The sequence below is a fragment of the Aurantimicrobium minutum genome (genome assembly GCF_002355535.1).
Lineage (GTDB): Bacteria > Actinomycetota > Actinomycetes > Actinomycetales > Microbacteriaceae > Aurantimicrobium > Aurantimicrobium minutum.
Genome location: NZ_AP017457.1, coordinates 1,286,035 through 1,298,524, shown reverse-complemented (window position 1 = coordinate 1,298,524; position 12,490 = coordinate 1,286,035). Strand labels below are relative to the sequence as shown.

General features: G+C 49.1%; 8 protein-coding genes. 5 read left to right on the top strand and 3 right to left on the bottom strand.

Translation table 11 applies throughout. The features are described from left to right. Nucleotides 1-132: 132 nt before the first annotated feature. On the bottom strand, nucleotides 133-3,012 hold the full coding sequence (locus tag AUMI_RS06385; RefSeq protein ID WP_096382616.1) for a beta strand repeat-containing protein: 2,880 nt from the start codon (nucleotides 3,010-3,012) through the stop codon (nucleotides 133-135). A 108-nt stretch (nucleotides 3,013-3,120) separates the two neighbouring features. Between AUMI_RS06385 and AUMI_RS06380 the strand changes: the two genes are divergently transcribed. The 3 genes from AUMI_RS06380 (at nucleotide 3,121) to AUMI_RS06370 (ending at nucleotide 5,205) form a co-directional block, all read left to right on the top strand. Further along, nucleotides 3,121-3,723, top strand: a complete 603-nt coding sequence (locus tag AUMI_RS06380; RefSeq protein ID WP_148664063.1) for a TetR/AcrR family transcriptional regulator — start codon at nucleotides 3,121-3,123, stop codon at nucleotides 3,721-3,723. A gap of 59 nt (nucleotides 3,724-3,782) precedes the next feature. Further along, nucleotides 3,783-4,658, top strand: coding sequence for an InlB B-repeat-containing protein (locus AUMI_RS06375; RefSeq protein ID WP_197702058.1), 876 nt, complete (start codon nucleotides 3,783-3,785; stop codon nucleotides 4,656-4,658). 106 nt (nucleotides 4,659-4,764) lie between these two features. After that, nucleotides 4,765-5,205, top strand: coding sequence for a hypothetical protein (locus AUMI_RS06370; protein WP_096382608.1), 441 nt, complete (start codon nucleotides 4,765-4,767; stop codon nucleotides 5,203-5,205). A gap of 263 nt (nucleotides 5,206-5,468) precedes the next feature. Here the strand turns inward: AUMI_RS06370 and AUMI_RS06365 are convergent, their stop codons facing one another. After that, nucleotides 5,469-7,205: an ATP-binding protein gene (locus AUMI_RS06365; RefSeq protein ID WP_096382606.1), complete on the bottom strand. Its 1,737-nt coding sequence runs from the start codon at nucleotides 7,203-7,205 to the stop codon at nucleotides 5,469-5,471. Continuing rightward, on the bottom strand, nucleotides 7,202-7,852 hold the full coding sequence (locus tag AUMI_RS06360) for a response regulator transcription factor (RefSeq protein ID WP_096382603.1): 651 nt from the start codon (nucleotides 7,850-7,852) through the stop codon (nucleotides 7,202-7,204). Before AUMI_RS06360 ends, AUMI_RS06365 begins: the two co-directional genes overlap by 4 nt. A 223-nt stretch (nucleotides 7,853-8,075) precedes the next feature. Between AUMI_RS06360 and AUMI_RS06355 the strand changes: the two genes are divergently transcribed. Both AUMI_RS06355 and AUMI_RS06350 read left to right on the top strand, forming a co-directional pair. Further along, nucleotides 8,076-9,563, top strand: a complete 1,488-nt coding sequence (locus AUMI_RS06355) for a hypothetical protein (RefSeq protein WP_096382600.1) — start codon at nucleotides 8,076-8,078, stop codon at nucleotides 9,561-9,563. A gap of 94 nt (nucleotides 9,564-9,657) precedes the next feature. Continuing rightward, the gene (locus AUMI_RS06350; protein WP_096382598.1) at nucleotides 9,658-12,417 is read left to right on the top strand and encodes a hypothetical protein; all 2,760 of its coding nucleotides are present in this window, start codon (nucleotides 9,658-9,660) and stop codon (nucleotides 12,415-12,417) included. Nucleotides 12,418-12,490: the final 73 nt, after the last annotated feature.

Genomic DNA, 12,490 nt, shown 5'->3' with positions numbered 1-12,490 from the left:
GAAAAAGACCTCCCCATTTCGAGGGAGGTCTTTTTCCATGCCTGGACTAAAGCGTCATTAATCTCTTGTGTAGAAATAATGCGACCGTCGTGTGGAAGTCAGCCTTTTGCAATGCTCCTTCAAATCGAGGCTTTATGCCATCTTTCTTCTTCTGTGAAGGCTGAAAGCCATTAGGGCTACTCCAAGCAGGATGATTACGTTCCCCGAGATTACGATTGGAGTCATGTTGGAACCGGTGAGAGCGAGCTCAGTCGGCATCACCTTCGATTCTGATAGCAAAATTCCCGAGGCTGAGAGCTTGAAATAAATAGAATCAGTTACCTTTGTTCCGTCAGCAGCAGTTGAGGTAAAGGTGACTGTGTGCCAGCCAGCTTCAAGACCTGCAGGAATGATGGCGGTGCTACTGACTGAACCACCAACGGCATTCCCTCGCGCGAGAGTTTGCGGTGTTGAACGAACGACAACATCGTAAGCGGCCGTAGTTTGCAATCCGCTCGCATTGAAGGTCAGAGCGGTCCCTGCGATATACATTCCTACGGATGCCGCCATGTCCATAGAGGCAGCAGCTTCACGAGATTGGTTGAAAGTAATCAGTCCAGGGGTGTAGGTAAGCGAATAATTTGATGCTGAACCTGACGAGAAGACTGCCGCCGAGGGAATCACTGAATATGTACCGCCCTCAGTCGGGACTGAACTGGAATTCGCATAAGTGGTCGAACCTGCACCGGCATAGTTGTAGCTCATTCCCGAAATGGCATCCGAGTTCTGAAGCGTCCCCCGAGTAATTTCATACCCTGGGGTGATGCCATTTCCGAAGTCAATAACTTCATCTTTAGCTGTAATAGTGATGGCTCGAGGTATAACGCTGACCGTGACGGGAATGTTTGTTGCTGCTCCGAGGTAATCAACTCCCTCAGAAATTTCTGCTGTTACGACACAAGATCCTGAGCCTGCAGTCACTTCGATTTTTCCAGAAGCGGGATCAACGTTGCACGCTGTAGAAGCACCTGCCGCATAGGTTACCGTTCCATCAAAAGGGCCACCAGAAACAGCCGCTACCACAATTAGCGAATCCCCATATTCAAGGGTGTAGCTGGTGTTCGAGAAGGAAAGTGTTCGAGACAACTTGTTGTTGATTGTTAAAGTTCCCGCAGTGAAGGTAACTGCATAGTTTGCCGCAGAGCCCGCAGCGAATACCGGACTTGAGGGAGTGACTGAGTAGGTGCCCACTGCAGTCGGGGCGGTTGTTGAATTTGCGTAGGTGGTGCCACCGCTTCCCTCATAGTTATACGTCACACCCGAAATTTCCTCAGAACTCACGAGCGTGCCGGTGGTCACTGAGAAGGACGGTGTAAAGGTGTGACCCACAGTCGTAGTGGGACTACTTGAGGTAATTGTCAATGCGCGTTTGGTAACAGTTAGTGATACGGGGAGTGCAGTTGCGCTGAGGTGATTGGTTCCTTGAGTTATTGACGCAGAAAGATCGCATGTTCCCGTTCCAGCGGTGATGGAAACAACACCCGAGGTAGGGTCCACTGAGCAAGCCGTAGATGAACCCGTTGAATATGTCACTGTGCCGTCTCCCGCAGAGGCAGTCGCGGTAAACCTTTGCGTATCACCGTAGGACAGAGTGGCGCTAGTCGTGTTGAATGTGAGCGAGCGACTTACTCTCCTGATTTCGAGAGACCCAGGTGCATACGTGATGTTGTAGTTTGCTGTCGTATCGACATTGGCAGGCGTCTCGATGATCACATTGGAAGGTAATACTTTGTACCAACCAGCTTCGGTTGGCCGCGTGGTTGAAGGCCCATACGACGTACCATTGAACCCTGTGTAGGTGAAGGTAGCTGCAGAATAATCGAGCACCTGAGTTCCAACAAGTGCTTGGCTAATGTCAAGAGCAGTCGGGCTGAAGGAGCTTCCGTAATTGACAGTAGGGCTTCCTCCTGTGATGGTGATGGCCTTGACCGAGCCGTTGACAATAACTTGCGTCGTAGTCGTCGCGGCGAGGTAATTGGACCCCTGCGCTATAGATGCGGAAACGGAACACGAACCTGTAGATGCAGTCACCCTAATGAGGCCGGTTGATGAATCTACCGTGCAGGCTGTTCCTGCACTGACCGAATAGGTTACCGCGCCATCGCCAGCGCCTTTGTCGGGAGTGGCCACGACTGTTTGCGTTGCGCCGTAAGCAAGCGTGTACGTTGTCGTGGATCCAAAACTGAGTGTTCGTGACGCTTTCCCGAGGGTAACGGTTGTCTGGGAGGAAGAAATTGCTGAGTATGACGAGTCGGCTGCCTTAGTAGCCGTCACCAAGCATGTTCCAGCCGAGGTGGACGTCAACACGCCACTACTCACGGCACAGCCTGTTGTCGATGCGCCGTTCGTGACGGAGTAGGAGATCGCTCCGGTTCCAGAGCCACCCGAAGTCGTGAGAGTTAGTGGTGTACCAAAGGTCCCCGATGTGCTCGTCACGTTGAGTGCGCTTTGCGACTGTGTCGCAAGAGTCAGGGTCAATGTTTGAAGCAAAACGTTGTCAATCTTAATATCAACTGTGTACGGGCCAGAGCTAGCGAACGTCAGTGATCCAATAGGTAAGTTAAATCCAAACCTGTCGCCAACATTTTTAGCTGTTCCACCCGAGGTCCAGATTATTTGGCTTGCAGTTGTGTTGTTGCATGTTCCTGTAATGCCACTTCCAACGGCATTACCCGACCACATGTAGATAGCTGAGCTACCGCAGTTTGCTCCGTTGAGGTCAGTAACAATTGAAGCGGATGCGCCAGAGTTGAGCACTTGTCCCCCAGTAAAAATCAATTCGATTTTCGAAACGGGGTTCGTCGGATTGTTAATGCTGATCCACAAAGGTTTGGTATTAGTCGAACCTGGCTGAACCATATTTACTGGATCGACACTCAAAGTGGCTGCATTTGCTGCGGTAATCGGAAGAACCGCTGTCATGCACCCGACTGTGGCAGCGACAAAGACGGTGAGAAATTTTTTCCAGCTCATACGAGCAGAATATCTGGGAGTTGGATAATTTATCCAATCTCTTCTTTTTGTATTACAGGAGAAAATCGTTTTATTTAGGTTTAGTTGCTGAGCGCGTAAGCTTTCTTCATGACACAGCAGTTACATCCCACGGCGAAAAAGCTGATGGACACTGTCTCTGCAATGCTGGATAGCTCTAATCCACATGGCATCTTGGTTGACGATGTCCTCAAGATTTCTGGTGTAGCGCGCAGTTCTCTGTATCACCATTTCGGCGACTTTTCTGGTCTCATCCGGGCCACGTTGCTTCAACGCTTTTCGGCAAACGTTGCTACCGACGGCCAAGCAATGATGGAAGTTGCCAACTCTGCGAAATCGAAAGATGAATACTGGACTCGTATCAAAGAGTTGAGTGCATACACGCAGCTTCCGAGCCGCGCGCCTATACGAGCAGAACGAGCTCGCATAATGAGTACTGCTTCCGCAGATGAGGAATTTGCTGTCGCGCTTGCGGAAGAGCAGCAGAGGGTCACCGACGCCATGGCAGAAGCGATTGCAATCGCCCAGGCCAAAGGTTTTGTGAACGCCCAGTTGAGCCCTCAAGCAATTGCAGTCTTCTTACAGGCGTATTCACTCGGTCGGGCTATTGACGATATTTCGGTCAAGCATGTGCCGAATGAAGACTGGATCGCACTCGTCGAAACTGTAATCAACTCACTCCAGTCTGATTGAGAAAAGAAATGCAATATCAGGAACCGAGAATAGATAATTTATCTAGTAATCTTTGGTTCATGAATGCTTCCTCTATTTTTCGTGTACTCGCTGCAGGCCTCGTTGCTGGATTGGCAACCTTGGGGGTCACGTCGCCGGCTCAAGCAGCGACTACTTCCAATGTGACGGTCACCAGCACAGGCGCCCTCACTGCAGGGCAGCCGAATTCGGCTCCCATTGTTGTGACCTTCACAGCACCTACAGCTATGGCCGGTAATTCGAATAACTCTTCCCAAGTTCGCTTGATGGGTGCAACGTGGGTTACCGCACCGACTAATTATCAATGCGGAAGCATTGTCAGCGTCTCGGCGGACCAAGGCATCAACCCAAACTGTGTTCCTTCAGGATCTTCTGATGTTTATGCCCAGGGGTTTGCTTCAAACGCAAATAACTGGCCTGCCAACGTTACTTGGACGTTCACATTTGCTGCTAACTCTGTCATTTTGCCGAATGCACCATCTCTCAACGTCGTAACAGGAACATTCGTTGCTGCTCAGCCAGTTGCTCAATACGACAATGGTTCTAATCCGGTTGCGCTTACAGGATATGTAGCTCCTGCAAGCACAGTTATTTTCAACGCCAATGGTGGTAGTGGTGCGATGGCTGTTCAGTCCGCTTCGACTGCAACAAACCTCAGTACGAATGCGTTTACCCGCAGTGGTTATACCTTTACCGGGTGGAACACAGCAGCCGATGGCACCGGAACTGCCTATGCTGATGGCGCTTCCTACCCATTTGGAAGTAGCACCACGCTTTATGCACAGTGGACTTCTGTCCTCGCTAAGACGGGAACTGACTCGTCTGGATACCTGGTTAGTTCTGCGGTGTTACTTGCGTTCGGCGCGGGACTTGTTGTCCTTCGTGCTCTGAGCCGAAAGAAAGCTCTGAATAGCTAGAAATAAAAATATATGCCCCCTGTCTCTCAACGAAGTTCGGGATGGGGGGCATATTTGTCTTAACTGTTGAGTACGCAATAACTCAGAACGAAAAGTAAAGGGGAACATGAGTAACGAAACCATCAGCATCATCTTTCAATCGATAACACTGCTCGCAGTTTTTGCTGCTGTGTGGCAGTTGTTCTTGCGAAGCACGGCAATGCACCGCGACATGGAGATGACATTTGTTCAGAGGTACTGGGAGATCATGGACCGACGGTCACCTCAGCTGGTGATTGACGGCAAGCCGACCCCAGAAGACGAACTCATTATTTTGCAATACCTCAGGCTCTGCGAAGACGAGTTTGACCATCGACGTCAAGGCAAGTTACCGCGCCAGACGTGGGAAGCTTGGCGCGATGCGATGAGAGAGCAACTCTCAGACGCGCATTTTGCGGATGTGCTGCAGAAGACTTCGCCACACTACCCTGGGGTTCGTCAAGTGATGACGGGCGCACCAGATTTGGATCCACACCCGCGCCGCAATCGGTTTACAGAACGTGCTTGAATGCCTCTGCAAATTGGAACCATAATTGTTGCCCAAGATTCAGAAGGTGCTCACGAGCTACTTAGCACGTCTCACCGTGGTCCTGCATGAATATAAATTGCTGTAAGGCGCCAAAAACACTGTATTCCTGTCAATTCTTAACATATGCCCAATCTTGTTCTGGAGGGTGAAGAGAATTCAAATCCCACCGGGACCGCCATGTGATGTCAGCTGACATGAAAACACCTGAACTCTTTTGTTCAGGTGTTTTCTTTTGCCCATACTTACTGGTTTAGATATGTGTTGTTTTGTAAGGGCACTACCGCTTCGAGAATCACGCTGTTTTTGTGATTCGATCTGCTCCACGAGAGGGTGAGGTCATCAAGGAGTTGTGTACCGAGTCCAGGGGTTGCAGTCATCGGTATGGGTGCCCCATTATTGACAACCTTGACGTGGATGTCCTGGCCGTCAGCAGTTGATCTCAGTTCAACGACAACTTCTGTCGCATCCCCATGTCTGATGGCGTTTGAAATAGCTTCGCGTAGTAATTCTGCAAGTGCCCTACTTGTTGTGGGAGAACATTCAATTTCGTGAGACAGGGAAGGGGGAATACTCAAGGTGATGTCGACAGCGCCACCCCAGAGTTCAATAAGTTCTTGTAGCGAATCCTCAATGTTTTGAGTTTCTGATACCGGTTCCCGCAACAGCAACAACGCGTCGGTAATTGGCTGACGCACGAATTCGAGATCTCGCGAACTGAGTTTCGACGCTGGGCCCATCTGTTCAATGCGCCTCAGGGATGCCCATATTGCATCCTGAATGGGGCCGTGTAAAACACGTGAAACTGTTTCTTCAAAGCTTCGCGCTTCGGATTGTTCATTTACAAGCTCACGCTTTACTTCAGCGTTGGCTTCTTTGAGTTCTGAATTTTTTTCCCGAAGCATCCGACGCGATGTACCAACCAAAGTGATTGTTGTCACGATTGCAAAGAAGTACAAAAACAACATCCCGATTTTATCGAGGGTGTTGATCCCAGCAGTGAGAGAGAAGAACCACACAATCAGCACTGATAATACGAGGGGAACACTGGTGAAACACACAACTCGGGCTGGAAGCACCAACTTTTGTACAAGCAACATCCACAACAGACGCGCAATAAACAGTGCCCCCAAGAGCAACCCTGAAAACAAGAGAGACAACAACAATGTATTTCTACTGCCATAGCTTGCAATCGTTGTCATAACAGGAAAGAACATCCACAACACGGACAACACTGGGTAGAAGGGGTTGTCTGTGAAGGAACGCACCAATAAAGAGCGAATGTCTATCCGGCTCTTTGGGACATATTCAAAGGTGGAAGGTTCGCTTTTTTGCCCTCTACCTAGTTGGTGACTGAGGGGGCGTACCACACTGTCAATAACGAACTTGAGTTGTTCTGCAATTTGGAGGGAGTCTGTTTCCTTCACGGTGTTGAGTGCAGAATTGAGCTGTGTTTCAATGTTTTTGATGAGAGCTTGTTTACGTTTGAGAAGTCTGTTCTGAACCTCTTGCTGAGAACTTTTGGTGACGGCGAGCAGACTCGCTAATTCTGCATTTTGACGTGCGTAGTCTTGCGCTGATGCAACCAGATATCCGATCACAACAAGGACGATGAGTTGGTTTGCCTGAGCTGATCCAAAGCGTGCCCAAAACTGACTTGCTTCGGTTATGCCAAATGCCTGAAGTAGTAAGTCGTAAGTAAAAAGCCTGAGGAAAATAGATATTTCAAAAATGATTAGTGTCATCGTCGGCCTCACCGACAATGGGAAGCGCGGAATAATCACGAATCTTCCCAAAGCTAGAACCAACGCCATGGGAACAAAAGGCAGCGCATTTGCTAGCCAAAACAGGGGCATCTTTCCGGAGAGGTTGAGATCGAAGTCTACTAAGAGCGCACCGTTGAGTTGAATCAACAGGAGAAGAACCACTGCTATCCAGTTGATTGCCTCTTTTCGGCCGAGGTTTCTCCAGAAATCAATCATGATGATGGGCGCTTAGGAAGACCACTTTCGGCGACAAAAATTCTTACTGCCTCAACTCGGGGAGAAATGAGATCGTCTTGAGATAAGCCAAAGACCTTAAAAATACTTCGAATAACTTGTTCGACAGAAGACAGGGTTACACCTCTTTGCCGAGCAATTTCTTTATTCGAAAGTCCTTGGGACATCATTTGCAGAATCTCGCGTTGGGTTTTCGTTAGCATTCCGAGGCCCCCAGCCCGCTGCCTGTCATGCCTGAGAGATTCAGTTCGCCCGCGCATTGCGTCTTGAACCGCATTCACCAAACTTTCTGTTGACTTGATAATGCTCTTACGCAAATATGCAACGCCATCGGGGATGCGGGCATCTTTCATGCCCGCGCTGACCGTGTCGCCGTGTCTGCTGAGAAGAATGGGTGTGATGTCAGGTCTGATCTTTCTCACCAATTGAACAAATTCAATTCCGTTGGGACCAATACCTAAATCGATATCGACGAGCACAGCGTCTGGATCGAATTCACGCAGAGCGCGTTTCGCTGAGAGGGCAGAGGTCGCTAGCTGAGCTTGAAAGCCAGCGCTGGTTAGAGCAGTGGTGATAAGCGAGCCAGTGAACTCGTCATCTTCGACAACGAGAATTCGACGCTGAAACATCAAAACAACCTTTCGAGGTGTTGCCAGTTTCTCATCCTTTGAGTCTTACCTGACCTCGAATTCAGGGGTGTACACCTGATTCACTCTTCTCGCTCTTTACTGGGCAAAAGCCACAATTTCAATAGCCAGCCCCTGAAATGCAATGAGTTCTGCTTTTTGGGTTTGTAGTTTTTCGAGAGGCAACTTTCCGTCTCGTTGTTGCCGATATGCCCTCAGGTGAAGGATGGTTATGAAGCGTAAATTGGTGACTATTCTCATCACGATTGCCGCAATCGTATTCGCATCGGCTGGTTCTCAGACTGCTTTTGCAGTCGTCACAGCTAGTGATGGAACTTTGAGTAGCACGTTCGGAGGCTCTGGAAGCGGATTCAATGGAACTGTTAATGAGTTTGTCGTTCAGCCAGACGGGAAAATAGTTGCTGTTGGGAATTTCACCCAATACAACGGCATAAATGCGCCAATGATTGTCCGGCTGAACGCTGACGGTTCAATTGACCAAACTCTTAACGTCGGAACGGGATTTCCAACAGTCAGTCTTTCTCTTTGCCCAAAGGGCTTGGCGCTTCAGCCGGATGGCAAAATTGTTGTTACTGGCTCATTTAGGTCTTTCAACGGCAATACCTCTCAAGGGATTGTTCGTCTTAATTCAAATGGATCATTTGACAGCTCCTTCGTCTCTCCATTTGCACCCTTTGCTGCGTGGAACACTAATCCATATGGACAGCGGGTTAGCGTTCTGAGCGACGGAAGCATTTTGGTCGTTGGCGAATTTATGGTTACAGGTCAGACAAGCCCTGGAACCCCAGTGGGACGAATCGCAAAATTATCTTCAACCGGCACACTCGACACGACCTTCAATTCAAATCTTGGTGCTGGTGTTCCTGGTTCAGGCGACGGGACAGTCGTAGCCTTAGAAGTTCAACCTGATGGAAAGATACTCGTTGGTGGAACATTTACGACTCTGAGTTCAAGTATTTATACTGCGGCGAGTAAACCAGTTCCAATAGGTATTGCACGTTTGAATGCCGACGGCTCTCCCGACACAACATTCACGCCCCAACTTACTGGGGCAATGAAGTTTGTAATGGATTTCTCTCTTTCAGGAAATCAAATATTCGTTGCCGGATTTTTCACCGGTGTGAACTCTACCCCTCAGGGCTATCTCATCAAATTAAGCTCCTCAGGAACCCTTGACAGTTCATTTAATTCTGGTGGGGCTGGATTTGCTGGTGGCCAACGCGCAACTGGAGTCACTGTGGCTTCTGACGGAAGCATCTACGTGGCGGGGTCGTTTACTACTTACAATGGTTCGGCTGTAAAGAGCATGGTTCGACTATCATCGACCGGTACGCTTGATCCCAATTTCTCTGCAGGAACTGGCTTTAGTGCTAATCCCTACATTGTCCCAATAACTGAGATTTCAAATGGTGATGTACTGATTGGTGGAGCATTTAGTTCTTATAACGGAACAGCAATTGGTAATTTTGCCAAGCTTACAAATGTTCCTGCTGATGCTGCCGTTCGCGCTGCGGTAAACAACGCTAATTCCGCAAACAACAGTCAGTCTTCGAATGGCGTAACAATAACTAGCTCTCCCGCATTGGCAGAAACTGGGTCATTCAACTGGATGCTCTTAGGCACCTTTGGAGTTTCGACGGTATCTGGACTTCTATTGCTGGCGTACTCGCTACACCGAGGACAGCAAGGCTAGAGCCGGTCCGAGTGAGGCAGATTCAGTGGTGTACCACTGAATCTGCCTGTTGGTTTTCGAGGCGTTTTCTACCATTTCGTTGGAGGCATTTTGTATGTCGATTAAGTCGATTCATAAACAACTTCGTCTATTGCAGGCGATGGTGTTTGTGGTTGGGTTTTTCGTAAGTTTTCAAACAACACCAGCACAGGCGAGTGTTTCTGAGATTACTATCGTCGCTGCCGGAGGTGCTGCAGAGGGTAACGGCTGGACGAAAGCCAACGGAGTCATATCCTCAACCGGGCCAGTCAACATTAACGCTTCGGATGTGGTTGCTTCTTTAGCCTCGGGCAATACTGAAATTTCATCGACAAAGATTGTTATCAATTCAGAAATAGCGTGGACTTCATCCTCAAAGCTCACTCTCACCTCTTCGGGCACTCTAAACATCAATGCTTCAATCAAAGCCTCAGGAGCAAGTGCCGGTGTAGAACTAACTTCCACACCGCTCTACAAATTGGCATCCGATTTGGGCGCGAGTATTCAACTCACGGGTGCTACACCCAACCTTAAAATTAATTCACAAACGTTTAACGTGGTGAACACCAAAGCTCAGTTAATTGCTTTGACTTCGTCATCAACCAACATTGCCCTTGGTCGATCAATTTCGCTTACTGATACCTATACAAATTCATTAGTATCAGGAGCCTTCGCCTCGGTTTTTGACGGTCTTGGTAATGAAGTTTCGGGTTTACGAATTACAGCTGCTGCGGGCCCTGCGACGAATCTTGGATTTTTTTCTGAGCTTCGAGGCGCAACCATTCGAAACTTGGGTGTCACTAACGCCTTTGTTCAAACGACCTCTACAAGTTTTTCCAACAATATACGTGTCGGAATTTTGGTTGGTAGCGTCGGAGATTCTTCAGTTAGCGTTTCAAATCCTGCAGCGTATTCAACGTCAATTTCAAACGTGTGGAGCTCCGGTTCTGTAGTAGCACAAGAGACGGCCGGCAATGATCAGCAACGAATATATTTCGCCGGTGGCCTCATTGGCAGCTTGAATAACGGAAGCCTCTACGTCAGTGACTCACATTCCTCGGCAAGTGTGAGTGCCGCAGGCACTACTACTCAAATTGTTGCCATCGGTGGACTGATCGGTGATGTGTACAACAATCAACCAGGTTCTGGTTCTGTGCACGTCGAAATTGCTCGAACATATACAACAGGAGCAATTGTTGAAGGTTTGCGTCAGGGCACCTACTACGGCTCAGGTGGAATCGTGGGTGTATTGATTGGAGACGAAACTTCATCGGTAACGGACTCCTTCTCTTGGAGTAGCATCAGTGCGTCTAGCACCTCAAGCGGAGGAATCGCAGGATGGAGGCAATGGGTACCTGTTCAACCCACGGGCGGCGTTTTTTCTAGCTATACGACGTATCGGACCTTGGGGGCAACGATTACAACTCCGCCTCAAAATACGGTAAACAGTTACGCCGGAGTCACAAACTCTACATACACTTCATTGCCAACGGGGTTTAGTCCTACAGTGTGGACACTCCCTCAAGGTGCTATGCCTATTCTTTTGGGACAAGCGTTACCGCAAATCCCCTTATATGTGAAGGTTATTGCTCCGACAGACGGCACCTACAGCACAATGACTTACGTGATAGTCGATGCTGCAGGAACAACACAAAACCTGAGTTCTCTAGGTTTAGCTTCCCCCACCGGCACTGCTCAGTATTCGATTCCGCCGTCAGTAGGAACGGGGACATATTCTGTCTCCTATGTATCTGGCCTCACCTTGAATGGTGCTAATGCAAACAACTACTACTTGGCCCCATTTACTACTCCTACCTCAGTCACGATTACGTCAGCGCTGACTGCACAAACAGTGACTTGGTCTCCTAGTAATACATCCGCAGCATCGAGTGCTGGTCAACTCACACCAAATTCTTCAGCTACATCCTCTGGTACGGGAGCAATCAGCTACTCAGCGAACAATGCGGGTACTACAGGTTGCACCATTTCTGGCTCAAACCCTCCAGTGATTTCGTTTGCATCCGCAGGGGACTGTGTTGTTCGTGCAACTGCTGCTGGAACAGCAACTGAGGCAATGGCATATAAGGATGTTGTGTTCACCATCACAGTCCCGCAGAGCCAAACCGTCACATGGGCACCAAGCAATACACAGGTTCTGGCAAACGCTTCACCACTGACCCCCTCTGCCCTTGCCACAACTAGTGGAACGGGAAACATCACATACAGTGTTCAATCCGACACCACCTCACAATGCACGGTTGGGAATGCGTCGGGGGTTGTGAGTTTCACCTCAGCAGGTGTCTGTGTCATCCGTGCTACGGCAAATGCAAATGCAACGTATAGCTCCGCATATAAGGACGTCACTTTTACTATTGGAAGCACCACCACAACTATGTCGCTGACCCTGGATGTTGCAGTAGGTAACTCGGTGTCTCAGGCACCCGTGGACTACGCAACTACTGGATTACAACCGGGTGCTTCCTGGAATCTCGTCTTACGATCAACACCACAGACACTTGCAAGCGGAAACATTGGTTCGCTTGGTGCAGTAACTGGCTCTACGTCGCTACCTGCTGGTCTCCCAGAGGGCTGGCATTCTTTGACGCTTTCTGGAACCAGCATTAACGGGGGCCTGGTTTCTACTGCTATCTGGTTTGAAGTCAGCCCTACTGGTACATTGCTCGCATCTCAAACAACAGAGCCTTCACAGGATGCAATAACTCCAGCCGGATTGCCCAAGACAGGCCTAACCGTGGTTAATTCTGCTGTGGTGGCAATAACTCTGTTACTGATGGGGCTCTACTTGTTTGGTCTCCGGAGAAAGCATGTTTCCTAAGGCGATTTGTATATCGCATATCGGCCTGCCTGCCGTAACGAGATAGTGATGTGCAAACTGTGGATAACTGCTC

Coding starts and splice junctions, on each gene's coding strand:
- AUMI_RS06370 (WP_096382608.1), top strand. CDS start 4,765: ATGAGTAACGAAACCATCAGCATCATCTTTCAATCGATAACACTGCTC.
- AUMI_RS06365 (WP_096382606.1), bottom strand. CDS start 7,205: ATGATTGATTTCTGGAGAAACCTCGGCCGAAAAGAGGCAATCAACTGG.
- AUMI_RS06360 (WP_096382603.1), bottom strand. CDS start 7,852: ATGTTTCAGCGTCGAATTCTCGTTGTCGAAGATGACGAGTTCACTGGC.
- AUMI_RS06385 (WP_096382616.1), bottom strand. CDS start 3,012: ATGAGCTGGAAAAAATTTCTCACCGTCTTTGTCGCTGCCACAGTCGGG.
- AUMI_RS06380 (WP_148664063.1), top strand. CDS start 3,121: ATGACACAGCAGTTACATCCCACGGCGAAAAAGCTGATGGACACTGTC.
- AUMI_RS06375 (WP_197702058.1), top strand. CDS start 3,783: ATGAATGCTTCCTCTATTTTTCGTGTACTCGCTGCAGGCCTCGTTGCT.
- AUMI_RS06355 (WP_096382600.1), top strand. CDS start 8,076: ATGGTTATGAAGCGTAAATTGGTGACTATTCTCATCACGATTGCCGCA.
- AUMI_RS06350 (WP_096382598.1), top strand. CDS start 9,658: ATGTCGATTAAGTCGATTCATAAACAACTTCGTCTATTGCAGGCGATG.